At 61.1% G+C, this 24,308-nt stretch carries 16 protein-coding genes and 1 pseudogene; 9 read left to right on the forward strand and 8 right to left on the reverse strand.

Features of this window, described 5'->3' with window-relative positions; translation table 11 throughout:
- Nucleotides 1-781: 781 nt before the first annotated feature.
- From CLU90_RS23235 to CLU90_RS23250, 4 genes are all read left to right on the forward strand, one after another.
- Nucleotides 782-4,192 carry a TonB-dependent receptor gene (locus CLU90_RS23235; protein WP_100429015.1) on the forward strand — a complete coding sequence of 1,137 codons (3,411 nt, stop codon included), beginning with the start codon at nt 782-784 and terminating at the stop codon, nt 4,190-4,192.
- Between the two features lie 113 nt (nt 4,193-4,305).
- On the forward strand, nt 4,306-6,003 hold the full coding sequence (locus tag CLU90_RS23240) for a bifunctional metallophosphatase/5'-nucleotidase (protein ID WP_232731307.1): 1,698 nt from the start codon (nt 4,306-4,308) through the stop codon (nt 6,001-6,003).
- A 16-nt stretch (nt 6,004-6,019) separates the two neighbouring features.
- The gene (locus CLU90_RS23245) at nt 6,020-7,249 is read left to right on the forward strand and encodes a phospholipase D-like domain-containing protein (RefSeq protein ID WP_092715805.1); all 1,230 of its coding nucleotides are present in this window, start codon (nt 6,020-6,022) and stop codon (nt 7,247-7,249) included.
- 8 nt (nt 7,250-7,257) lie between these two features.
- Entirely contained in the window at nt 7,258-8,328 is a 1,071-nt protein-coding gene (locus CLU90_RS23250; protein ID WP_092716187.1) for a S1/P1 nuclease, read from the forward strand.
- A gap of 36 nt (nt 8,329-8,364) precedes the next feature.
- Here the strand turns inward: CLU90_RS23250 and CLU90_RS23255 are convergent, their stop codons facing one another.
- Complete coding sequence (locus CLU90_RS23255; protein ID WP_092715807.1) at nt 8,365-9,129, reverse strand: DeoR/GlpR family DNA-binding transcription regulator; 765 nt, start codon at nt 9,127-9,129, stop codon at nt 8,365-8,367.
- A 75-nt stretch (nt 9,130-9,204) separates the two neighbouring features.
- Here CLU90_RS23255 and CLU90_RS29960 point away from each other — a divergent pair.
- Nucleotides 9,205-9,789, forward strand: a pseudogene (locus CLU90_RS29960) (NUDIX domain-containing protein); the annotation flags it as partial.
- Nucleotides 9,790-10,209: 420 nt separating this feature from the next.
- On the opposite strand, the gene CLU90_RS23265 reads toward CLU90_RS29960, so the two are convergent.
- The 7 genes from CLU90_RS23265 to CLU90_RS23295 form a co-directional block, all read right to left on the reverse strand.
- Complete coding sequence (locus CLU90_RS23265) at nt 10,210-11,181, reverse strand: ABC transporter permease (RefSeq protein WP_100429017.1); 972 nt, start codon at nt 11,179-11,181, stop codon at nt 10,210-10,212.
- A 4-nt stretch (nt 11,182-11,185) separates the two neighbouring features.
- Nucleotides 11,186-12,265 carry an ABC transporter permease gene (locus CLU90_RS23270; protein WP_100429018.1) on the reverse strand — a complete coding sequence of 360 codons (1,080 nt, stop codon included), beginning with the start codon at nt 12,263-12,265 and terminating at the stop codon, nt 11,186-11,188.
- A complete protein-coding gene (locus CLU90_RS23275; RefSeq protein ID WP_034754520.1) occupies nt 12,262-13,791 on the reverse strand; it encodes an ABC transporter ATP-binding protein in 1,530 nt (509 codons plus the stop codon). Before CLU90_RS23275 ends, CLU90_RS23270 begins: the two co-directional genes overlap by 4 nt.
- An 81-nt stretch (nt 13,792-13,872) precedes the next feature.
- Complete coding sequence (locus CLU90_RS23280; RefSeq protein ID WP_092715811.1) at nt 13,873-14,868, reverse strand: BMP family lipoprotein; 996 nt, start codon at nt 14,866-14,868, stop codon at nt 13,873-13,875.
- A gap of 493 nt (nt 14,869-15,361) precedes the next feature.
- Nucleotides 15,362-16,264, reverse strand: a complete 903-nt coding sequence (locus tag CLU90_RS23285; RefSeq protein WP_092715813.1) for a LysR family transcriptional regulator — start codon at nt 16,262-16,264, stop codon at nt 15,362-15,364.
- A 79-nt stretch (nt 16,265-16,343) separates the two neighbouring features.
- The gene (locus CLU90_RS23290) at nt 16,344-17,273 is read right to left on the reverse strand and encodes a pseudouridine-5'-phosphate glycosidase (RefSeq protein WP_092715816.1); all 930 of its coding nucleotides are present in this window, start codon (nt 17,271-17,273) and stop codon (nt 16,344-16,346) included.
- Between the two features lies 1 nt (nt 17,274).
- Nucleotides 17,275-18,432 carry a carbohydrate kinase gene (locus CLU90_RS23295; RefSeq protein ID WP_100429019.1) on the reverse strand — a complete coding sequence of 386 codons (1,158 nt, stop codon included), beginning with the start codon at nt 18,430-18,432 and terminating at the stop codon, nt 17,275-17,277.
- A gap of 363 nt (nt 18,433-18,795) precedes the next feature.
- Between CLU90_RS23295 and xapA the strand changes: the two genes are divergently transcribed.
- The 4 genes from xapA to CLU90_RS23315 all read left to right on the forward strand — a co-directional run bounded on the left by xapA (nt 18,796) and on the right by CLU90_RS23315 (nt 24,297).
- Complete coding sequence (gene xapA, locus CLU90_RS23300; RefSeq protein ID WP_046685483.1) at nt 18,796-19,635, forward strand: xanthosine phosphorylase; 840 nt, start codon at nt 18,796-18,798, stop codon at nt 19,633-19,635.
- Between the two features lie 118 nt (nt 19,636-19,753).
- On the forward strand, nt 19,754-20,947 hold the full coding sequence (locus CLU90_RS23305; protein ID WP_100429020.1) for a phosphopentomutase: 1,194 nt from the start codon (nt 19,754-19,756) through the stop codon (nt 20,945-20,947).
- A complete protein-coding gene (deoC, locus tag CLU90_RS23310) occupies nt 20,944-21,903 on the forward strand; it encodes a deoxyribose-phosphate aldolase (RefSeq protein ID WP_092715822.1) in 960 nt (319 codons plus the stop codon). The genes CLU90_RS23305 and deoC overlap by 4 nt, the downstream gene beginning before the upstream one ends.
- A 12-nt stretch (nt 21,904-21,915) precedes the next feature.
- A complete protein-coding gene (locus CLU90_RS23315; RefSeq protein ID WP_442906707.1) occupies nt 21,916-24,297 on the forward strand; it encodes an aldehyde dehydrogenase family protein in 2,382 nt (793 codons plus the stop codon).
- Nucleotides 24,298-24,308 lie beyond the last annotated feature (11 nt).

The following is a 24,308-nucleotide window of genomic DNA, read 5'->3' on the forward strand; positions in this document are numbered from 1 at the left end:
GTTCGCAACCGATATTCTCTGACGGCCGGATATTCCGGCCGTTTTCCATTTCTCCCCTCAAATCCCCGCAATATCGTTTTGTTAATTTTGTGGCGGCCATGCGACACAATTAACGGCAGATACACGACTTTATCCGATTTCGTGGATGAATCAATTTCAAGTACATATTGCTCATTTATAATCTCGCGCCATAAGCCCGGACGCTGTCAGCACGATATCAATCCAGCTAGTTACCCTATGCTATTTATATTTTAAATATATAAATATGTAAAAAAAATCGTATTTGTCATCCATTTTTCGATGATGCATAGTGGGATGAAGGTGATATTAAAAAGTCACAATTCATCTGAGCGATATCGTATGAAGATGGGTATTTGCAGTAAATAAAGGTGAGATGCAGAATGAAACAAACAGTCGCGCGCTTAAATGACGACATTCTTCTGTATTTTGCCGCCGTGTCACAGTCTTGAAATATTTAACAATTACACTCGCGGCTTGCCATGTTGGCCGGGTAAGCATGTGGGATGAATGACACAGGTGCTAGCGCCCTGGGTCGTACGGATCGGACGCAGTTTTTTCCGCCGTTATTGTCTGGATATGAATAGTTGTGATGTGTGGAACGGCGTTTTGTGATGGTCTTGTCAGGGCCGCAGCCAGTCCAGCCGGCGTAACAGTTGCAGCATCGTAAAGAGGAAATGTTGTGTTTGTGTTGCTGTGCGGCGCAGCCGGATGGTGGGCAATCCAGGATTTTCAAAAATAATAGTCTTTTCTGGGGTTAAAGATGATCAATCACAAGCGACTTCGGCTAACGCAAATCGCGTTAAGCCTGTCTATTGCACTGGCAGCGGCACCATCGTTCGCACAGAACACTACGTCTTCCATTGGCGGCCGTATCTCGGCTACTGACGGCAAGCCGGCAGCTGGCGCGCAAGTTAATATCGTTCACGTTGAGTCCGGTTCGGCCAGCAACGTGACCACTGATGCAGAAGGCCGTTATGTTGCACGCGGTCTGCGTGCCGGCGGTCCTTACACCATCACCATTACCAAGAATGGCGTCGTTGAAAAACGCGAAGGCGTGTATATCGCCCTGGCGGAAACGGCCAACGTTGACGCCACGCTGGGCGCCGACATGCAGGTGGTGAAAGTCAGCACCAATGCAGTTCGCAATCAGGTTTTCAACCGCAACAACATGGGCGCCGGCACCAATATCGGCCCGACCGAACTGGCTACCCAGGCATCGATCTCGCGCAGCCTGCAAGACTACGCCCGCGCTGACCCACGCCTGTCGCAAACCGACAAAGAGCGCGGTGAAATTTCCGTTGCCGGTCAAAACTCGCGCTACAACTCGATGACGATTGACGGCGTGGCCGTGAACGACACGTTCGGCCTGGAAGCATCCGGTACCGCGACCGGCAAGCAGCCAATTTCGATCGAAGCGATCCAGTCGGTGCAGGTTAACGTTGCCAACTATGACGTCACCCAAAAAGGCTACACCGGCGCGAACGTCAACGCGGTGACCAAATCGGGCACCAACAAGGTCAAGGGTAGCGTCTACTACGCTTTCCGTAACGACACCATGTCGGGCGACCGTTACAACAGCACCGACGACACTTACTACGCACCGCCAAAATCGAAAGACACCACCAAGGGTATTACCCTGGGCGGCCCGCTGATCGAAGACAAGCTGTTCCTGTTTGCTAACTACGAAAAAACCACCAGCTCGCGCGGCGCGCCAGCATTCGGTCCTGTCGGCAGTGCGCAAACCAATGTGGCAATTACCCAAGGCGCCATCGATAGCGCGATTGCTATTGCCAAGGACAAGTACGGTATCGCTGCCGGTACTTTGGCCGTTCCTGCGGGTTCCGAATTCACGGCGACGGAAAAGTTGCTCAAGCTGGACTGGAACCTGACCGACACCCAGCGCATGATGCTGCGTTACACCAAGACCGAACAGTCCGAGCCGATTTACACCGGTTTTAGCGGCACTGGCCTGTCGCTGAGCTCGTACTGGTATGACCAGAACAAGAGCCTGGAAACCCTGGTTGGTCAATGGACCGCCGAGTGGACCCCGACCTTCTCGACCGAAGTCAAAGTGTCGTCGCGCGACTACGACAGCGTACCGCGCAACAACGCTTATCTGCCGGCAATCGGCCTGCAGTTCAGCGGCGCGCTGCCAGCTGGCGCACCTTCGAGCCTGGCTACCGGCAACCGCTTCCTGAACTTCGGTACCGAACTGAGTCGTCAGCGTAACATTCTTGGCACCAAAACCAAGGATTTCTACGCAGCCGGTACCTGGTCGCTGGGCGACCATGAAGTCAAGTTCGGCACCGACTACAGCAAGAACGAGATCTATAATGCGTTCCTGCAAAACGTCAACGGTAACTACACCTTCGGCTGTATTAACAGCAGCGCCACATTTGCCTATTCGTTCGGCGCCATCAACTGCGGTACTGCCACGGCAGCGCAATTGCAGGCAGCCGTGCTGGAAAACTTCAGCCGTGGCCGTCCTAGCTCGTACACCTATCAGGTGCCACAAGCGGGCCGTACGCTGGACGATGCCGTGGCGATGTTCTCGCTGAAAAACATCGGCCTGTTCCTGCAAGATACCTGGGAAGTCAACAAGCAGCTGACGTTGACCGCCGGCCTGCGCATCGACGGTACCCGCATCGGCGAAAAGCCAATCTTCAATGCGCGTGCAGCACAGGCAACTGTCGCTCGTACCACGCCTAACGGTCGTCAGACCGGCGGTTTCGGTATCGATAACTCGCATACCATCGACGGCGAAAACCTGTATCAGCCACGTTTTGGCTTCAACTACAAGCTGGAATCGGCGCGTCCTACGCAAGTTCGCGGCGGCTTCGGCTTGTTCCAGGGGGCGGCGATGAGCGTCTGGCTGGGCAATCCTTACCAGAATACCGGCATGGCCACCCAGAACATTACCTGCGCCTCGTCGGCTGGCACTTGCCCGACCACCGATGGCTTCTTCAATCCGGATCCAACCAAGCAGCCAACGAGCGTGCCAGCGGTTATCCCGGCGATGAAGGTCGATGCCTTGAGCCAGGATCTGGCGCAACCATCGGTATGGAAAGCCAATCTGGCCATCGAACATGAGCTGCCATGGATGGGTCTGATCGTCAGCGCCGAATACCTGCGTTTCCAGACCAAGAGCGCGATTTACTACGAAGAGCTGAACATGGGTGCGCCAACGGCAACCGGTAGCGATGGCCGTCCAATGTACTATGGTCCTAACGCCTACAATACGGCGTGTTGGAATGCAAATGGCGCCTTGATCGGCGGCGCCAATTGCAGCGCCTTGACCAAGGCTGGCAGCAACGCCGCCTTCGGCCAAGTGCTGATGGCTAAAAATACCGACAAGGGCGAGTCGAACGTGCTGACCCTGTCGGTGCGCAGCCCGACCCGTGATGGCCTGTCGTGGGGTTCGTCGTACACCTACACCGATGGCACCGAAGTATCGCCGCTGACGTCGTCGACCTCCAGCTCGAACTGGGGCGGCCGTGCCGTCTTCAATCCGAACGAAAACGTGGCGTCGAACTCGAACTATCTGGTCAAGGATCGCTTTACCGCCAACGTCAACTGGCAAAAACGTTTCTTCGGCGAATACAAGACCACCTTCGGTCTGTTCTATGAAGGCCGTAGCGGCAAGCCATACAGCTGGACCATCAACAATGACTTGAACGGTGACGGCCTGGCCGGCAACGACTTGATGTACATTCCTAAAGCGCCAGGTTCGGGTGAGGTCGTGTTTGCCGGCGCCACGCCAGCAGCGCGCGCCGCCAACGAGGCAGCGTTCTGGAAAGTGGTCAACGCCAATGGCGATCTGCGCAAAGCCAAGGGTGGCGTGATCGGCCGTAACGAGAGTTTTTCTCCATGGACCAACAGCTTCGATGTGCGCATGAGCCAGGAAGTACCGGGCTTCTTCAAGGGTAACAAAGGCATCATTACCTTCGATATCCTGAACTTCGGTAACCTGCTCAATCGCAAATGGGGCCGCATCAATGAAGTGGGCTTCCAGAGCGCCGGTGGCCAGGTACGCAGCTTCGTTGACTTTGCCGGTATGGAAAACGGCAAGTATGTCTACAACACCCGTCCTGTGGTGGAAAGCCTGGAAACGCGTCAAGTCAAAGGCGAATCGCAATGGGCGCTGCAAGCAACGGTCAAGTACGAGTTCTAATGTCGTCCTTGCCTCGCAGCTTGGCAAACTAAAAAACGGCTGGTGGCGACACCAGCCGTTTTTTTTATACACAAGATGGTTTACTCTTTCCCTTTTTCAATAAATATCATTCCATGGCTCACTTCCTACGCACTCCGGTCGCTGCCGCGGCCCTGATCCTCATCCTGTCTGGCTGCAGCAACTTGGCGCCTGCGCCGAGCGGTCCGGTTGAAGTGAACCTGGTCGCCCTGAACGATTTTCACGGCAACCTCGATCGCAGCAAATTCACTTACACGAGCGTCGCCGACGCCGAGCGCAAGACGGTGCAGGCCGGCGGCATCGATACCTTGTCCGGCGCCCTGACGGCGTGGCGCCGCGAAGATGCGCAACTGATTTTTGTGGGCAATGGCGACCTGGTCGGCGCCAGCCCCGCCATGTCGGCGCTGTGGGCGGATGAACCGAGCATCGTGGCCATGAACATGCTGGGCATGAGGGCCAGTTCCGTCGGCAACCATGAATTTGACCAGGGCAAGGCGGAATTGCTGCGCCAGCAGCGCGGCGGCTGCGAGTCGTCGCGCGCCGACAAGGCGTGCAAGTTCACGCCGGACTTCAAGGGCGCCAGCTACACCTATATGGCGGCGAATGTGATCGACACGCAAACGGGCAAGTCCCTGCTGCCCGCCTACCGCATCGAAGAGGCGCATGGCGTCAAGGTGGGCCTGATCGGCGCCGTGCTGAAAGATACGCCGTCCGTGGTGACGGCCGCCGGCATTGCGGGCCTGCAGTTCGGCGACGAGGCGGACGCCATCAACGCCACCTTGCCGCAGCTGCGCGCGCAGGGCGTGGGCGTGTTCGTCGTGCTGCTGCACCAGGGCGGCGAGACGAAGGAAGCCGTCGACCAGCCCGATTGCAGCCACTTGAAGGGCGAAGTGGTCGACGTGGTGAAACGCCTCGATCCGGCGATTCAGCTGGTCGTCAGCGGCCATTCGCACCAGGGCTATCTGTGCCGTGTCGATGGCCGCCTGGTGACGCAGGCGCAGATGGGCGGACATATGCTCACGCGCATCAAGCTCAAGGTCGATCCCGTCAAGAATGCGCTGATCGATGCCAGCGCGCAAAACGTCGTCATGTTGCCGGGCATGTATGAGCCGGACCCGGCCGTGGCAGCCTACCTGGAATCGGTCAAGCAGCGCAGCGCGGCGGAACTGTCGCGTCCCGTGGCCGCCATCGCCGTGCCGAACGTGGGCCGCAGCACCAAGGGCAGCGGCGCTTCCCCGCTGGGCGACCTGGTGGCCGACAGCACCCTGTTCGGCGCGCGTGCTGCCGGTGCGCAAATCGGCCTGATGAACAATGGCGGCATCCGCAAGGACCTGGAAGCGGGCGCCGATCTGATGACGAACGTGGGCCAGAATCAGGCCGTGGTGCCATTCGGCAATACCTTGATCGTCGTCAGCCTGTCCGGTGCGCAAATCCGCGCCTTGCTCGAACAGCAATGGCCGGGCGCCGAAGCGGAAGAGGGCAACTTGCTGCAAGTATCCGAAGGTTTCAGCTACCGCTGGGACAGCACGCGGCCGCAAGGCCAGCGCGTGCTGCCGGGCAGCATCATGCTCAATGGCATTCCTCTTGAAGACAATCAACAATACCGAGTCGCCGCCAACAGTTTCCTTGCTGGCGGCGGTGACCGCTTCACCGTGCTGGCGGCCGGCACGCGCCGCCTGGACACGGGCGTGCGCGACATCGACGCCTTCAGCGACTACCTGATCGCCCGCGCCCGCGCCGGCAAGCCCGCTGGCAGCGCCACGGCGGCCGGCCGCATCGTGCGCGTCAAATAATTTACAAGGAATAACCATGCGTCGCTTATTTGTTTCCGTTCTTCTCTCCACCCTGTTCGCGGGCACGGCCCACGCCGATTTCGCCATTCCCGGCTTCGAGCTGGTGCACACCTCGCCCGTGGAAACCACGTTGACGAATCCCGACTTGCGCGAGCCCGTCGCCGTATGGACCGAGCTGTTCGATGGGGCAAAAAAAGAAATCGTCATCGCCCAGTTTTATGCCGTCAGCAAGCCGGGTACGGCTTTTGAAAAAGTGCTGGCCAGCCTGACGGCGGCCGGCCAGCGCGGCGTAAAGATCCGTTTCCTGCTGGACCAGAAAGGCGTGGGCCTGTCGGAAGCGGCGACCATCGCGCAGATCAAGGCCATTCCGAACCTGGACTTGCGCCTCATCGATTTCAACAAGGTGACGGGCAACGGTATCGTGCATGCGAAATACCTGGCCGTCGATGGCCAGGTGGCGTACATTGGCAGCCAGAATTTCGACTGGCGCTCATTCGAGCACATCCATGAAACGGGCTTGAAGATCACGGAACCGGCCATGGTGAACCAGGTGCAAGCCATCTTCGAACAGGATTGGCAGGCTCAGGCCTTGACGTCGCAAGGCAGCCGCGCCACGGTGCTCAACAGCAAGGTAGTGCCCGCCAACTATGCGCAAAATGCCTTCCTGCTGGCCAGCCCGAACGCCTACAACCCGGCCGGCGTGGGCGACTCGGAAACGGGCTTGCCCGCCTTGCTGGCGCAAGCGCAAAGCGAGGTGCGCATCCAGCTGCTCGATTACGCGCCGTTGTCCTATGGCCCGAACCGCACGCGGCCGTATTACGCCGTGATCGACAACGCCGTGCGCGCGGCCGCCCAGCGCGGCGTGAAGATCAAGCTGATGGTGTCCGCCTGGAATACGGAAGCGCCCGCCATCGCCTACCTGAAGAGTCTGGCCCTGGTGCCGAACGTGGAAATCCGCATCGTGACGATTCCTGCGGCGTCGACCGGTTTCATTCCGTTCGCGCGCGTGATCCACAGCAAGACCATGACCATCGACGGCAAGCTGGCCTGGGTCGGCACGAGCAACTGGGCCGGCGGCTATTTCGACTTGTCGCGCAACCTGGAAGTGGTGCTGCGCAACGAACAGATGGCACAGCGTATTGCCGCGCTGCATGAGCAGACGTGGAGCTCGGCGTATGCGCAGCCCATCGATATCAACAAGCAGTATCCGAAGCCGGCCAAGGCCGCGCCGCAAGGCAAGGAGTAAGGGTGAACATGCAAAAACTGTTGGGCGTGCTGGCGCTGGGCGCCGCTTTTGCCTCCGGCAATGTGCTGGCCTGGGGCAACGATGGCCACCGGGCCGTAGGTGCCATCGCGGATCAATTGCTCAAGGGCAGCGCGGCGCAGGCAAAGGTGACGGCCTTGCTGCTGCCGGGCGAAAGCCTGGAAAAGATCGCCAACTGGCCCGATTGCGTGAAGGGCACGTATTGCGGTCCGCAATCGCCGGAAATGCTGAGCTATGTGGCGGCGAACCCGAAGCATGGCGAATACCACTACACGAATGTGCCGTTCCAGAATGAGCATTACCACGATCATGGCGTGGGCACGGCCGACGACGATATCGTGCAAACCTTGAAGCAGGCGATCCTCGTGTTGCAGGGCAAGGCTGATGCGGGCAGCAATCCGCACGGCTTCAGCCAGCGCGAAGCGCTGATCCTGATCACGCACCTGGTGGGCGATATCCACCAGCCGCTGCACGTGGGCAATGCTTTCGTTGGCAAGGATGGCCAGTTTTTCGCGCCCGCCACGCAGGCGCAGATCGATGACGTCGCCATCTTCAATGCACGCGGCGGCAACGATTTGCTGCTCGACGATGCGAAGATGACGGCGCTGTCCGATGCCGTGATCCCCGCGCCGCTGCCGGCCGAGGATGGTGCGGCCAAGCCGGCAAGCAGCTATCCGAAGTCGCCCACCAAGCCCCTGCATTCGTACTGGGATACGACCGTGGTCGATTACGCCATGCGCCGCCTGAGCACGCGCACGCCGCAGCAGTTCGCGCGCACCGTGATCGCCAGCGCGCCACAAGTGAGCAGCAATAGCGGCGATCCCGCCACCTGGCCGTATCAATGGGCCGATGCCGCGCTGGCGGCGTCAAAGATTGCTTTCGCGGATGTGGTGGCCGGCCCGGCCACGCAGCAGACCAGCCGCAAGGGCGAGGTCTACAACGTGTGGAATTTGAACGTGCCCGACAATTATCCCGTGCCCAGCTCGGCGCTGGCGAAGCGGCAACTGACCGAGGCGGGTTATCACCTGGCAGCCGTGCTGCAGGCGATCTGGCCGCAATAAAGACGTCATTCGAAAGCGGCCTGCGGGCCGCTTTTTTCATGCCAGGGTGACGGCAATTCCGATTTCGCGGTAGGGCGCGACCAGGGTGTCATCCACGTCGCGATGCACGATGATATCGTTGACCTGGCTCAAGGGCACGATTTGAAACGGCGAAGCCGTATTGAACTTTTCCGGCGACGCTAGCACGACGGTGCGGGCCGACGCGTCGCTCAGGGCGCGCTTCACGCACGCTTCTTCATAATCCCCCGTGGTGATGCCCGCTTGCGGATGCAGGCTGGACACGCCCATGAAATACAGGTCGGCGCGGATGCGGCCGATCGCTTCCACGGTGGCCGCGCCGAGGCCGACAATCGAGTGCTTGTACAAACGCCCGCCCAGCATCAGCACTTCGATGCCAGGATGATTCACCAGTTCGACGGCAACCGACGGGCTGTGCGTGACGATGGTGGCGCGCAAGTCGCGCGGCAGCTGGCGCGCCAGTTGCACGGCGGTCGTGCCGCCGTCGAGGAACACCACTTGCCCCGTTTGTATCATGGCGCCCGCCGCGCGGCCGATGGCAGGCTTGGCTTCCGGCGAAATCTGTTCGCGGGCCGCAAACGGCGCCAGCGCGGGCGAACTTGGCAACAAGGGCAGGGCGCCGCCGTGCACGCGCTCCAATAAGCCTTCTTTCGCCAGTTCGCGCAGGTCGCGCCGTATCGTGTCTTCCGACAAGCCCAGGCTATCGCTGACTGCCTTGGCGACGAGCTGTCCTTCGCGCTGGAGCAAGTCCAGCAGGTATTGTTTGCGTTGATGTGTAAGCATGATTTTTCTTGTATTTTCTTGATATTGCACGAGTTTGCATGATAAAGTCGATCCGTGCAAGCACAAGGAGACACTATGCGCGAAGAAAATAGCAAGCAGCAACGGGTCCGCATCCAGGGCGTGCAAACCCTGTCGCACGACTGGTATCTGCTGCAAAAAACGACGTTCGACTATCTGCGCCGCGATGGCCAGTGGCAGACGCAGACGCGGGAAACCTATGACCGTGGCGATGGGGCCACCATCCTGCTCTACAACAAAGTCAAACGCACGGTGATCCTGATCCGCCAGTTCCGCTTTCCCACCTACCGCGAAGGCCACGATGGTTTCCTGATCGAATCAGCGGCCGGATTGCTGGAAGAGGCCAGCGCGGAGCAGCGCATCCGCGCCGAGGTGGAAGAGGAAACCGGTTACCGGGTGGGGCAGGTGCAGAAGATATTCCAGGCTTTCATGAGTCCCGGCTCCGTGACGGAGCGTTTGCATTTCTTTGTCGCCGAATACGACCCGGCCAGCCGTATCGGTGATGGCGGCGGCCTGGCGCACGAAGGCGAGGATATCGAAGTGCTGGAACTGCCCCTGGCGCAGGCGCTACAAATGGTGGCGGACGGGCGCATCTGCGACGGCAAGACCATCATGCTGCTGCAGCATGCGCAGCTGCAACTGATGCCGGTGAAGCGGGGCATGCAGATCCTCGTTGCCGGCCCCTACCGTTCGGGCACGGGCGACGATCCCGCCCTGATGGCGGCGAATGTGGCAGCCATGGAAGCCGTCTGCCTGCCCTTGTATGCCAAGGGCCACATGCCCGTGCTCGGTGAATGGCTGGCCTTGCCCATGCTGGCGCTGGCCGGTTCCACCCAAGTGGGTGACGCCGTGTATGAGCAGCTGTTCCACGCGCATGCGACGCGTTTATTGGGCCATTGCGATGCCGTGCTGCGCCTCGGCGGCGCATCCGAGGGCGCCGACCAGATGGTGGCGGTGGCGCGTGGCTTGGGCCTGGCTGTGTTTTTCTCGCTGGACGAGATTGCACAGGCATAAAAAAAGCGAAGCCCGCAGGCTTCGCTTTTAGTTGGCGCAGGCTGAAACTTAGCGCGATTTGACGAAGGGGATACCAATTGCTTTTGGCGCGATGGATTTCGCCATCAAGCCCGCCAGCACGATCACCGTGACGACGTACGGCACCATCTGGATCAGCGAGCCGGGGATACGGCCCACGACCGGCAAGTCCACGCCTTCGATCTGGATCTGGATGGCGGCGAAGAAGCCGAACATCAGGCAGCCGAGGAAGGTGTAGACGGGACGCCAGTTACCGAACACCATGGCCGTCAAGGCCAGGTAGCCGGCGCCGGCCGACATGTCGCGCAGGAAGAAGCCGCTTTGCACGATGGCCAGGTAGGCGCCAGAGAACGAGCACAAAATGCCGGCCACCAGCATGGCCAGGTAGCGCGTCGCTTCCACGCTCACGCCGGCCGAGTCGGCCGCATGGGGGTTTTCGCCGCAGGCGCGCAGGCGCAGGCCGAAACGCGTGTCGTACAGCAGCCAGTGCACGAGCGGAATCAGCAGGAAGGCCACGTAGACGAGGATGGAATGGCCACCGATCAGGTGGGCATACACCCAGCCGATGAAGGGGATGTGCTCCACGTATTGCGTGCCCGGCAAGACGACGTCGAACAGACGCGCCGAACCGAGGTCGGGCGTGCGGCCGCCTTGCTGGAAGAAGAACTGCGCCAGCACGAACGTCAGTCCGCTCATGGCGATGTTGATCGCCATGCCGGCCACCAGCTGATTGCCCTTTTGCGTGATGCTGACGTAGGCCTGCAGCAGGGCCAGGGCGACGCACACCAGCATGCCGGCAGCCATGCCGTAATACGGGTTTTGCGTCGTGTAGGCCACGGCGGCGGAAGCGAACGCGCTGGCCAGGATCTTGCCTTCCAGGCCGATGTCGATCATGCCGCTGCGTTCGGCGAACAGGCCGGCCATGGCGGCAAAGATCAGGACGGGCGCGTTGCGCACGGTCGATACCAGGATGCTGGCGAATTGAAAGTCGTCGAGTGTCATGGTGTTAGCCTTTGGTGCGCTTGAGCAGGGCGGAAATGGCCGGTGCGTAGAAGTTTTCCATGGCGCCGCAGAACAGGATGATCAAGCCCTGGATGAAAATGAAGGTTTCCGTCGGGATATTCGGTTTTTCCAGCGACAGGTCGAAACCGCCTTGTATCAGCGCGCCGAACAGCACGGCCGACAGGAAGATGCCGACCGGATGCTGGCGGCCCATCAGGGCGATGGCGATGCCGATGAAACCGGCGCCGCCAACGAAATTGAGCGACAGATAATGCGTCGAACCCATGATGGAATTGACGGAACCGAGGCCCGCCAGTGCGCCCGAGATCAGCATGACGATGATGATCATCTTGCTGATCGACACGCCCGCATAGTGGGCCGCGTGCTTGTTCAAGCCCGTGGCGCGCAGCTTGAAGCCCCACGACGAGCGCCAGACCATCACGCCGTAGATGACCAGCGCGGCGATCGCCAAAATAAAACTGATGTTCAGCGGCGTGTCGCCCAAGGACTGGAACCAGGTACTTAAGCGCGGCATTTCGCCGCTTTCCGCAAACACGCGGCTGGCCGTGTTCTGTTCGCCCGGCGGAATCAGATACTTCACGATGATGAAGTTCATCAGGCTGGCGGCGATGAAGTTGAACATGATGGTGGTCACCACGATGTGGCTGCCGCGCTTGGCTTGCAGGTAGCCGGGCAAAAAGCCCCACAGCGCGCCGAACAGGGCCGCACCGATCATGGCCGCCGGTATCAATAACCAGGCGGGCAGGGTCTGGTCGAAGGCCAGCATGGCCACCGTCAAGCCCAGGCCGCCGATATACATCTGGCCTTCGGAACCTATATTGAACAGCCCGGCCTGCATCGCCACGGACACGGACAGGCCCGTGAAAATGAAGGTGCTGGCGTAGAACAGGGTGTAGCTCAAGCCTTCCGGATTGAGGATGGCGCTGTGGACGAGGATGGACAGCGATTCGGCCGGGTCTTCGCCCAGCATATAGATCACCAGGGCGGCGACCAGCAAGGCCGACAGCAGGTTTAACATGGGCATGACAAAGGCTGTCGCCCAGCGTGGCAAGTCGTTATTCATGATTTATGCATTCCCCCCATCAACAGACCGATGCGGGTGGTATCGAATTCTTCAATTTTCAGTTCGCCGGTGATGCGTCCGCCGCACATGACGAGGATGCGGTCGGCCAGCGCCCGCACTTCTTCCAGTTCGACGGACACCAGCAGGATCGCCACGCCCGCGTCGCGCAGGGCCAGCAATTGCGTGTGGATGCTTTCGATGGTGCCGATGTCGACGCCGCGCGTGGGCTGGCCCACCAGCATCAGTTTCGGCTTGGCCAGCACTTCACGCGCGATCACCACTTTTTGCTGGTTACCGCCCGACAGCAAGCCGATGCGCAGGTCCGGATTGGCCGGACGCACGTCGAACGTCTTCAGCAGTTCCGCGCAGCGCGCGCCGATGGCCTTGAAGTTGAACAGGCCCCAGCGGTTTTTCAGGTGGTCCTGGTAACCGAGGATGGTGTTTTGCATGACGGAGAAATTCTTTACCACGCCGTCGCGCAAGCGGTCTTCCGGAATGTGGGCGATGCCCAGGTCGCGGAAGGCCAGCGGCAAGCCGTCGGCATCGTGGCGCTTGGCAAACGGCAAGTCCTTGTCGAGAAAACGCAGCTTGCCCGACGTCGGCAAGCGCATGCCGGACAGAATTTCCAGCAGCTCGCTCTGGCCATTGCCCGACACGCCCGCGATGGCGACGATTTCGCCGGCGCGCAAGTTGAAACCTATGTCGGCCAGCAATTTGACTTGCTGATCGTCGGCCAATTGCAAGCCGTCCACTTCCAGCACCGTGGCGCCCGGATTGTACGGTGCACGGGGCAAGTGGCTCTGGATGGGGCGGCCGACCATCATGTTGGCCAGTTCCTCTTTCGAGGTGCCGGCGGTCGCCACGGCGCCCACCACCGTGCCGCCGCGCATGACGGTGACGTTGTCGGTGATTTCCAGGATCTCTTGCAGCTTGTGCGTGATAAGGATGATGGTCTTGCCCTGCTCCTTGAACAGGCGCAGGATTTCAAACAGCGAGGCCGTTTCCTGGGCCGTCAGCACGGCCGTCGGCTCATCGAGGATCAGGATATTGGCGCTGCGGTAAATCTGCTTGAGGATTTCCACGCGCTGCTGCGCGCCCACGGACAAGTCTTCGATCTTCGCCAGCGGGTCGACGTCGAGGCGGTAGCGCGCGCAAATCTCGCGCAATTTCGCTTCCGCTTCCGTGCGGTGGCTGGCCAGGCGAAAACCGCCTTCCGTGCCCAGCATGATATTGTCCAGAACGGTGAAGTTCTCGACCAGCATGAAGTGCTGGTGCACCATGCCGATGCCGAGGTTGATCGCCTCCTGGCTGTTGCGGATAGGCTGTACTTTTCCGTCGAGCAGGATTTCTCCGCCGTCGGCACGGTAGTACCCGTACAGGATGCTCATCAAGGTCGATTTGCCGGCGCCATTTTCCCCCACCAGGCCATGGATACTGCCCTTGGCGATGGAGAAACTGACGTCGGCGTTCGCCTTCACATGTCCAAAATGCTTGGAAATGCTGCGAAATTCTACTGCTGGCTGCATAGGTTCATAACTGGATAGTTTCATGGAAACGCGCCGCGCGGAGACTGGCCCCGGCGGCGCGCTAAAAGATACGGAGAAAAATTAAACCGGGCAGCTGCTGCCGACGCGGTAATCGATCACTTTGATCTTGCCATCGATAATGTCCTTACGCGCACCCAACACGCGCTTTTCGATTTCCGGCGTAATCAGCTTGCGGTTGTTCTCATCGAGAGCCCAATCCACGCCGCCTTCTTTCAAGCCTTTATAGCTGACGCCGCCCTTCCAGGTGCCGTTCTTGACTTGCATGAAGCTGTCATAGACCGTGTTGTCGACGCGCTTGACCATCGAGGTCAGGATGCTGCCTGGATACAAATGGTTCTGGTTCGAATCGACGCCAATGGCCAACTTGCCTTTTTCCTTGGCCATCTGCAGGGTACCCATGCCGCTGCCGCCAGCGACGGCGAAGACGACATCGACGCCGCGCTCGAATTGCGAGCGGGCCAGTTCGCCGCCCTTGGCCGGGTCATTCCAGGCGCCGGACGTGGTGCCGACCATGTTTTGCGTGATTTCCGTTTTCGGATTGACGGCCTTCGCGCCTTGCGCGTAGCCGCAGGCGAAGTTGCGGATCAGGGGAATATCGATGCCGCCGATGAAGCCGACCTTCTTGCTCTTGCTGGCCATGGCCGCCGCCACGCCCACCAGGTAGGAGCCTTCTTCTTCCTTGAAGACGACGGAATTGACGTTGCTGCCGGCGGCCTGGCCGTCGATCAGCACGAATTTCACGTTCGGGAATTCCTTGGCGACCTTTTGCACGGCTTGCGTTTGCGCAAAGCCGATGGCGGCGATCATGTCGAGTTTCTTGCGGGCCAGGCCGCGCATGACTTGCTCGGCTTGCGTATCGCTCGATGCCTGCACTTCGATGAAGGAAATGCCCGTGTCTTTTTTGAAGCGCGATGCGCCTTCGAAAGCGGATTGGTTGAACGACTTGTCGAACTTGCCGCCCGCGTCATACACGACACCCAGTTTTGGGGTAGCCGCGGACGCTTGAGCAGTCAACAATACGGCTGCGATCGTCAAACTAAATTGTGTAAGTTTCATGAATTGGCTCCTGGAAGATCGATATTGTATATTTTTTATAGGTGAAACATATAATTTGGGGCCGATTTAGCCTGTTTTTGATGCACGAGCTGATACTTCCTTATCAACATTGCACTGTATCGCACAAGATCATTGCTAGCCTCGTGTGCTTTTATGTTGTCAGTGTGATGCTCATGCAACAGTCGTGCCCCGTCTCTTTTATAGGTACAACATCGAATGCGGTTGCCGGAGCGGGCTGGGATGCGCCGTCAGTGGACGGGCAGGGCAAGCACGGAACCGGCGCCACGATGGGCGTCCGAATCACTATGCATCATGCCAGATATGTATGACAAATACGTTTTTGTTTAGCTATTTATATGATAGCCATATAAATTGGAATGCAAACCCAAAACGAAGGGCTGGGGTCGGACGGGGGCGCCGAGTCCCTGAGGGGCCGACCCCGGTCTTGCTGCTTTTCGGGTTAGCGTTGCTTGGTAATGCTTGAGGCTTGGCCTCAATTAGATGGGGGATTGATGATATTGAGGAAAGCCCGCACGACGGGAGCGTCGTCCAGCGTCGTGTAGCTGATGTACAGATTGGCCGAGGGCGGATTCGTCTTGATCGGCAGAAACACGACGCCGGGCCAGCCGATGCGGCTTGTCGTTTCCGGCACCAGGGTCACGCCCAGGCCCGCGCCCACCATGGCCAGCAGGGTTTGCGGCTCGCTCGCTTCCTGGAAGATCACGGGCTCGAAACCGGCGTTGATGCAGCATTGCACCAGATAGCGGGGAAACGCGGATTTGTCGAGGTTCAGGGTCAGCATCGGCTCATGGGCGATGTCGATCAGCTCGATGGCCGTGTTTTTCGCCAGCGGGTGGTGTTCATTGACGGCCACGCAGACGTTTTCGCGGAAGCACAGTTCCTGGCGCAGATTATCGTGACGCAGGTCGTCGTCGTTGAGCTTGGGTTCGCGCCAGAAGCCCACGTCGATCTGCTTGGCGCGCAAGGCTTCGTATTGCACCGTGGGACCGAATTCGTGGATGGTCCAGGTGACGCGGGGAAATTTGGTCTGGAATTCTTCCAGCAGGCTGGGGATGGGGCCCCACATGGCCGAGCCGACGATGCCTACGCGCAAGCGGCCCACTTCGCCGCGGTCGATCTGGCGGATGGTGTCGATGGTCATGCGCATCTTGGCCAGCAGGTCGGCCGCCTCGTTCATCAGCGCCTTGCCCGCCACGGTCAGCTCGAAGGTGCGCGTGGTGCGCGCAAACAGGCGTACGCCCAGTTCGCTTTCCAGTTTCATGATCTGCTGGCTCAGGGGCGGCTGCGAGATATGCAGGCGCTCCGCGGCGCGGCTGAAGCTTTTCTCCTCGGCGACGGCAAGAAAATACTTTAACTGTTTCAGATCGATGGACATGCTTTCCTTGCATTACCTGACGCTAAACGGGAACGGCGCGCAGCCCCGAAAGGCCGCGCGCTTCTTTGCAGCAGTCCTATTATCGTGCCACGACCGCCTGCATGGCAATGGCCAGTGCCGTGCCGACTTGCGCATTGTGCTTGACGAGGGCGATATTCGTCGCCAGGCTGCGGCCATCCGTCAGTTGCTTGATGCGCGACAGCAGGAATGGCGTGACCTGCTTGCCCTTCACGCCGCCCGCGTCCGCTTCCTGCAGCGCTTGCGCGGTGATGGCATCGATCTCTTCCTTCGGCATGGCTTGCGCGGCCGGCACGGGGTTGCTGACGACCACGCCGCCTTTCAAGCCCAGCTGCCATTTGGTGCCGATGAAGGCGGCTTGCTCGGCGGCCGTATCGAGGCGGAAATCGGCCTTGAAGCCGCTTTCGCGCGTGAAGAAGGCGGGGAAACCTTCCTGGCCCACGCTGATGACGGGCACGCCGTGGGTTTCCAGGTATTCCAGGGTCAGGCCGATGTCGAGGATGGATTTGACGCCCGCGCAGACGACGGCGACTGAAGTTTGCGCCAGCTCCTGCAAGTCGGCGGAAATGTCGAAGCTCGTTTCCGCGCCGCGGTGCACGCCGCCGATGCCGCCCGTGACGAACACGGAAATACCGGCCAGTTCCGCGCAGATCATGGTGGCGGCCACGGTGGTGGCGCCCAGCTTGCCTTGCGACAGTACGAACGGCAAGTCGCGGCGGCTGACCTTCATGGCGTCGGGCGAGGTGCCCAGCAATTCCAGTTGTTCGGGCGACAGGCCCACGCAGATCTTGCCGCCGATGATGGCGATGGTGGCCGGTACGGCGCCGCCGTCACGGATGATCTGTTCCACTTCGCGCGCCATTTCCACGTTTTGCGGATATGGCATGCCGTGCGAAATGATGGTCGATTCCAGCGCCACGATGGCCTTGCCGGCCGCGCGCGCGTCGAGCACTTCTTGCGAGAACAAGAGGAAATTCTGTAATTGGGTCATGTCAGTCCTGTTGAAAGAGGGTAGGGGGAGGCGGCGCCAGGTCGGCGTCGTCGATATCGTCGAGTGCGCCGGCGGAAATCTGTGGGGAAACGGTGGCGGCCGATTCCAGGGTCATGGCGGCCAGCTTCAGGCCGCGCCGGCAAGCCAGTTTCAGATCGCTGCTGTCGTGGTACAGCGACCAGCAGACGGCGGCGGAAAATGCGTCGCCGGCGCCCGTCACGTCGACGGCGTCCACTTCGCGCGCGGCCAGGTGGACGATGGGCGCATCCAGGCTGTCGCCATCCGTGAAATACACGCCTTCGCCGCCGCAGGTGACGACCACCTGGCGCGCGCCCTGGCGCTGCACTTCGCGGCAGGCGGCGCGCAGGTCCGCTGCCGTGGGCAAGGCCCGCGCCACGCGCGTTTCCAGCTCGCCCCGGTTCAGGATCAGCAAATGCAAGCCCGTCAGGTCTTGCGGCAAATGCGCCATCTTCGGCTGCGAGACGGCGACGATGACGAGCGGCGTCGCATGGGCCCCATCCTGGCGCGCATCGTCCAGCAGGGCCTGCACGCTGTCGTGGCCGAGGTTCAGGTCGCAGACGGTGAGGGCGGCGGCGGCGCGCTGCGGCTGGCGGCTGTGCAGAAAGGCGGGAGTCAGCTGTTCGTACAGTTGCATGTTGGCCATCGCCAGCAGCATTTCGCCATGTTCGTCGAGCACGGCCGTGTAGGTGCCGCTGCTGGTGTTGCTCAGATGCAGGCTGCCGCGCATGTCGATGCCCGCGTCTTCCGCGTGCGTCTGCAGGGCGTGGCCGGCCGCATCGTCGCCCAGCGCCGTCAGCAGCGCCACGGGGATCGACAATCGGGCCAGGTTTTCCGCGATGTTGCGGCCCACGCCGCCAAACACTTCTTCCGAACGCACGGGATTCGAGGTGCCCATCTGCAAGGTGGCCAGGGTGCGCATCTTGCGGTCGAGGTTGGCGGCGCCTATGCACAGCACGGGACGGCTGTCGGGCAGCACGTAGGCGCGTCCCAGCAGGCGGCGCTCGCGTATGAGCCCGGCGATGTGGCCGGCGACGGCCGAGCGCGACAAGCCCAGCTCGCTTGCCAGGTCTTGCTGCGAGATGAAGGGGTTGTTGCGGATCAGCGTGTACAGCTGGTCTTTTTTATTGGTATCGGTCACAGGGTTTTCGCTGGGGTTTAAACATTTGTCTGTGACTGTAAACATTTGTCTTTGCAGTGTCAAGCCCGTGTCAAGTGTGCATGAAAAACCGACGTATGGAGCTTGTATGCATGCATTTTCCGGGGATGGCGGGCCTGGGCTTGCCTCGACTATAATGTCGGCCATTTATATTTGAATTGTATAAATGGGCAAGAAAAATGGTATTTGCCATACATATTCCGTTTGATGCATAGTGGCGGCAAATAGAAGCAATACGCATTTCGATATACCAGTAACACCATACATACCCGATACCTGGGCCGCAGCATCTTGCACTGCCGCGCAGGCAGCAACCCATCATCAATAGTCAATCAGAGGATAACCATGTCGAACAACACCCCTTTCCACGCCGCCGAAATCATCCGTGCCCGCGCTCCTGAAAATTTCAAGCCGCGCGTGGCGATGATCCTCGGTTCCGGCCTGGGCGTGTTGGCCGAGCAGATGACGGACGCCGTCAGCATCAGCTTTGACGAATTGCCGGGCTTCCCGATCAGCACCGTGCACGGCCATGCCGGCGAACTGGTGATCGGCACCCTGTCGGGTGTCGCCGTCGTCTGCATGAAGGGCCGTGGCCACTTCTACGAAGGCTATGGCATGGGCGTGATGACGAGCGCCATCCGCACCCTGAAACTGCTGGGCTGCGAAATGCTGTTCGTCACCAACGCCGCCGGTTCCCTGCGCCCTGAAGTGGACGCCGGCAGCCTGGTGGCCATCAGCGACCACATCAACCTGCTGCCAGGCACGCCGATGGTCGGCCCGAACGACGACCGCTTCGGCCCGCGCTTCTTCAGCATGGCCAACGCCTACGATGCGGACCTGCGCAATCTGGTCAAGGAAACGGCTGCTTCGAACGGCATCACCCTGCACGAAGGCGTGTTCGTCGCCTACCCTGGCCCGAACTTCGAGACGGCCGCTGAAATCCGCATGATGGCCCGCCTGGGCGCCGACACGGTCGGCATGTCCGTGGTGCCGGAAGTGGTGTCGGCCCGTCATTGCGACCTGAAAGTGGTGGGCGTATCGGTGATTACCAACCTGGCCGAAGGCATGTCGCCATTCGCCCTGTCGCACGAGCAAACCCTGAAGTACGCGGCCATCGGCGCGAAAGACCTGGTCAAGCTGATCCTGGCGTTCCTGGCCACCGTGGCCACCAAACCGCAAGCCTAAGCACTTTTTTACGCAGTAGCGGCGCGCCGGCCACCGGCGCTGCCGCGCGGCAGGCCGGGGAAATCCGGCCTACACTGTCCGCATCATCTTTGCATCACTCCATAAAGCGAGCCTTATCATGTCACGCGCATTTATCCTCCTGCTTGATTCCTTCGGCCTTGGCGCGACGCCAGACGCCGCCAAGTATGGCGACGCAGGTGCCAATACCTTTGGCCACATTGCCAGCACTGTCGCCAAAAGCGGCAAGACCTTGAAACTCCCGAACATGGAACGCCTGGGACTGGGCGCCGCGGCGCACCTGGCCAGCGGCGAATGGGCCACGGGCTTCGACCAGCGCGACGGTTTCACCGGCGCCTACGGCGCGGCGCGCGAGCGTTCCACCGGCAAGGACACGCAGAGCGGCCACTGGGAAATCGCCGGCGTGCCCGTCGAATTCGACTGGGGATATTTTCCCCGCACCACGCCGTCGTTCCCCGCCGACCTGACCGACAAGCTCAAGGCCATGTCCGGCGTGCCGGGCTTCCTCGGCGACTGCCACGCCTCGGGCACGGACATCATCAACAAGCATGGCGACGAGCACGTCGCCACCGGCAAGCTGATTATCTATACGTCGGGCGACTCGGTGATGCAGATCGCCGCGCACGAAGAATCGTTCGGCCTCGAGCGCCTGTACGAAGTGTGCGAGATGGCCTTCAAGCTGGTCGAGCCGTACAACATCGGCCGCGTCATCGCCCGTCCGTTCACGGGCAGCAACGGCAACTACACGCGCACGTCCAACCGCCACGACTACGCCGTCGCGCCACCCGCGCCGACCCTGCTCGACCACGTCAAGAATGCGGGCGGCGAAGTCGTCGGCCTGGGCAAGATCAGCGACATTTTCGCTACCCAGGGCATCTCGCGCGTCGTCAAGGGCGTCGACAACATGGCCCTGTTCGAAGCGCTGTTGAAGACGGCCGATGAAGTGCAGGACAAGTCGCTCACCTTCGTGAACTTCGTCGATTTCGACCAGGCGTTCGGCCACCGCCGCAACGTCGAAGGCTATGCCGACGCGCTGCGCGAAATGGATGCGCGCCTGCCGGAATTCATGACCAAGCTCAAGGAAGGCGACCTGGTCGTGATCACCGCCGACCATGGCTGCGACCCGACCTGGCACGGCTCCGACCACACCCGCGAACACATTCCGATGATCTTCTTCGGTCCCGGCGTCGCCCCGCGCGCACTGGGTATTTCCGAGACCTTCTCCGATATTGGCCAAACCCTCGCCAAGCACCTTGGCGTACCACCACTTGCTAATGGAACCAGCTTGTTATGACACTCATGCACCCCGAATTCAAGCGTAACGAGGCCGTTGGCCTCGACCTGGGCTGGATCAACCAGATCCGCGTCAACCGCGCCGCGACGGACCGCCGCGCGGCCAGCCTGGCGAATCGTCGTACGGTGAAAAAGGAATACCAGGCCGCCTGGCTGGTGAAAGCCATCCAGATGATCGACCTGACCACCCTGGGCGGCGACGATACGCCGGGCAGAGTCGAACGCCTGTGCATGAAGGCCATGCGCCCGTTGCGCGCCGACCTGATGGCAGCGTTGGGCCTGACCGACTTAAGCACCGGCGCCGTGTGCGTGTACCACGAGATGATTCAGCCGGCCGTGAAAGTCATCCAGGGCCGTTTGCCCATCGCCGCCGTGTCGACGGGCTTCCCGGCCGGCCTGACGAGCATGGAAACGAAGCTGCGCGAGATCGAACTGTCGGTCGCCGCAGGTGCTTCCGAGATCGATATCGTCATCACGCGCCAGCACGTCCTGAACGGCAACTGGCAAGTGCTGTATGACGAAATGCTCGCTTACCGCAAGGCGTGCGGCGAAGCGCACGTGAAGGCGATTCTCGCCACGGGCGACTTGCTGACCATGGAAAACGTGGCCAAGGCGTCGTGGGTCTGCATGATGGCAGGCGCCGATTTTATCAAGACCTCCACCGGTAAAGAGGGCGTGAACGCCACCATTCCCGTGGCCCTGACGATGGTGCGCACGATCCGCGAATACCACGAGCAGACGGGCTTCAAGGTGGGCTTCAAGCCGGCCGGCGGCGTCAGCTCGGCCAAGAGCGCGCTGCAATACCTGACCCTGATGAAGGAAGAACTGGGCAACGAATGGCTGCAGCCGCACCTGTTCCGCATCGGCGCTTCCAGCCTGCTGACCGACATCGAGCGCCAGCTCGAGCACTACGTCACCGGCAGCTACTCGGCCAATCATCGTCACGCACAACCTTAAAGCACATTCGTCATGACTACAATTAACGAGATTCTCAATACTATGGACTACGGCCCTGCTCCCGAAAGTCAAAAAGAAGCGCAGGCGTGGCTCGATGGCCACCAGCGCACATTCGGTTTGTTCATCGACAATGCCTGGAGCGCGCCGGCGGAACTGTTCGCCTCGACCAATCCTGCCGACGGCACGCAGCTGGCCGAACTGACGCAAGCGAGCGACGCCGACGTGGAACGCGCCGTGGAAGCGGCGCGCCGCGCGCTGCCCGTCTGGCAAGGCATGGGCGGCCACGGCCGCGCGAAAGTCATGTACGCACTGGCCCGTTTGCTGCAAAAGCACTCGCGCCTGTTCGCCGTGCTGGAAACCCTGGACAACGGCAAGACCATCCGCGAGACGCGCGATATCGACCTGCCGCTGGCCGCGCGCCATTTCTACCATCACGCCGGCTGGGCGCAGTTGCAGTCGGAAGAATTCGCCGACTACCGCGCCGTGGGCGTGGTAGGCCAGATCGTGCCGTGGAATTTCCCCCTGCTGATGCTGTCGTGGAAAATCGCCCCGGCCCTGGCGGCCGGTAACACGGTGGTCTTCAAGCCGGCAGAATTCACGTCGCTGACCGCCATGCTGTTCGCCGAACTGTGCGTGCAGGCAGGCGTGCCGGCCGGCGTCGTCAACATCGTCACCGGCGACGGACGCGTGGGCTCGGCCATCGTCAACCATCCTGGCGTCGACAAGATCGCCTTTACGGGTTCGACGGAAGTGGGCCGTTTGATCCGCGAGGCGACGGCCGGCAGCGGCAAGAAGCTCTCCTTGGAATTGGGCGGCAAGTCGCCGTTCATCGTCTTTGAAGACGCGGACCTCGATGGCGCCGTGGAAGGCCTGGTCGATTCGATCTGGTTCAACCAGGGACAAGTCTGCTGCGCCGGATCGCGCCTGCTGGTGCAGGAATCGGTCCAGGAGCGCTTCCTGAACAAGGTACGCGCCCGCATGGAAAACCTGCGTCTGGGCTCGCCGCTGGACAAATCGATGGACGTGGGCGCGCTGGTCGATCCGGTACAGCGCCAGCGCATCGCCGCGCTCGTCGATTCGGCCCGTGCCGAAGGCTGCGACGTGTGGCAACCGGCGTGCGAATTGCCGGCCGACGGTTCGTGGTTCCCGCCGACCCTGATCACGGGCGCGTCGACGTCGGCCGCCGTGGCGCAGGCAGAAATCTTCGGCCCCGTGCTGGTGGCCATGAGCTTCCGCACGCCGCCAGAAGCGGTGCAACTGGCGAACAACACGGTGTACGGCCTGGCCGCCAGCGTGTGGACCGAGTCGATCAGCCTGGCGCTGGACATTGCGCCCGCCATCAAGGCTGGCGTGGTATGGATCAACAGCGCCAACCAGTTCGATGCGGCCTGCGGCTTCGGCGGCTACCGCGAATCGGGATTTGGCCGTGAAGGCGGCCGCGAAGGCATGCTGGAATACATGACGGCCCTGGCCGAAGATGCGCGTCCGGCCCTGCCGGTGGTGGAAGCGAAAGCCAAGGCCAATGTGAAGCCGGCGCCAGCCGATCCGTTCGCCATCGACCGCACGGCCAAGATGTACATCGGCGGCAAGCAGGCGCGCCCTGACAGCGCCTACAGCGCGCCAGTGTTTGGTGCAAATGGCGCCCTGCTGGCCGAAGTGGGCGTGGGCAGCCGCAAGGACATCCGCAACGCCGTCGAAGCGGCCCACAAAGCGTCCGGCTGGACCAGCGCCACGGCGCACAACCGCGCGCAAGTGCTGTTCTACATCGCCGAAAACCTGGCAGCGCGCGCCGACGAATTCGCCGCCCGCATCGCCGCCATGACGGGCAGTAAAAATCCCGAGAAGGAAGTGCAGGCATCGATCGAACGCCTGTTCTACTACGCCGCCTGGGCCGACAAGTACGACGGCCTGGCGCACCAGCCGCCAACCAAGGGCATCACCGTGGCGCTGAACGAAGCGGTCGGCGTGATCGGCATCGTCTGCCCGAACGAAGCGCCGTTGCTGGGCTTTATTTCGCTCGTGGCCCCTGCCATCGCGCTGGGCAACCGCGTGGTGGTGGTGCCGTCGGAAGCGCACCCGCTCTCCGCGCTGGACCTGTACCAGGTCTTCGACACGTCCGACTTGCCGGGCGGCGTCGTCAACATCATCAGCGGCAATGCCGATGAACTGGCGCGCACCCTGGCCACGCACGCCGACATCGACGCCGTCTGGCGCCATGACGGATCCGCTGACGGTTGCGCGGAAGTCGAGCGCCTGTCGGCCGGCACCCTGAAGCGCACCTGGGTCGGCGGCGCCAAGGGCCGCGACTGGTACAGCGCCGCCCAAAGCGGCGGTCGCGCCGTGCTGGCGCATGCGTCGCAAGTGAAAAACGTGTGGATTCCTTACGGCGTCTAAGTTTGTAAAGC

Origin of the sequence: Janthinobacterium sp. 67 (assembly GCF_002797895.1) — a bacterium.
Lineage (GTDB): Bacteria > Pseudomonadota > Gammaproteobacteria > Burkholderiales > Burkholderiaceae_D > Janthinobacterium.

Excerpts from the sequence above, each read along its gene's own strand:
- CLU90_RS23285 (WP_092715813.1), bottom strand. The coding sequence starts at position 16,264 with ATGTCCATCGATCTGAAACAGTTAAAGTATTTTCTTGCCGTCGCCGAG.
- CLU90_RS23245 (WP_092715805.1), top strand. The coding sequence starts at position 6,020 with ATGCGTCGCTTATTTGTTTCCGTTCTTCTCTCCACCCTGTTCGCGGGC.
- xapA (WP_046685483.1), top strand. The coding sequence starts at position 18,796 with ATGTCGAACAACACCCCTTTCCACGCCGCCGAAATCATCCGTGCCCGC.
- CLU90_RS23275 (WP_034754520.1), bottom strand. The coding sequence starts at position 13,791 with ATGCAGCCAGCAGTAGAATTTCGCAGCATTTCCAAGCATTTTGGACAT.
- CLU90_RS23235 (WP_100429015.1), top strand. The coding sequence starts at position 782 with ATGATCAATCACAAGCGACTTCGGCTAACGCAAATCGCGTTAAGCCTG.
- CLU90_RS23305 (WP_100429020.1), top strand. The coding sequence starts at position 19,754 with ATGTCACGCGCATTTATCCTCCTGCTTGATTCCTTCGGCCTTGGCGCG.
- CLU90_RS23265 (WP_100429017.1), bottom strand. The coding sequence starts at position 11,181 with ATGACACTCGACGACTTTCAATTCGCCAGCATCCTGGTATCGACCGTG.
- CLU90_RS23270 (WP_100429018.1), bottom strand. The coding sequence starts at position 12,265 with ATGAATAACGACTTGCCACGCTGGGCGACAGCCTTTGTCATGCCCATG.
- CLU90_RS23290 (WP_092715816.1), bottom strand. The coding sequence starts at position 17,273 with ATGACCCAATTACAGAATTTCCTCTTGTTCTCGCAAGAAGTGCTCGAC.
- CLU90_RS23255 (WP_092715807.1), bottom strand. The coding sequence starts at position 9,129 with ATGCTTACACATCAACGCAAACAATACCTGCTGGACTTGCTCCAGCGC.
- CLU90_RS23315 (WP_442906707.1), top strand. The coding sequence starts at position 21,916 with ATGACTACAATTAACGAGATTCTCAATACTATGGACTACGGCCCTGCT.
- CLU90_RS23240 (WP_232731307.1), top strand. The coding sequence starts at position 4,306 with ATGGCTCACTTCCTACGCACTCCGGTCGCTGCCGCGGCCCTGATCCTC.
- CLU90_RS23280 (WP_092715811.1), bottom strand. The coding sequence starts at position 14,868 with ATGAAACTTACACAATTTAGTTTGACGATCGCAGCCGTATTGTTGACT.
- deoC (WP_092715822.1), top strand. The coding sequence starts at position 20,944 with ATGACACTCATGCACCCCGAATTCAAGCGTAACGAGGCCGTTGGCCTC.
- CLU90_RS23250 (WP_092716187.1), top strand. The coding sequence starts at position 7,258 with ATGCAAAAACTGTTGGGCGTGCTGGCGCTGGGCGCCGCTTTTGCCTCC.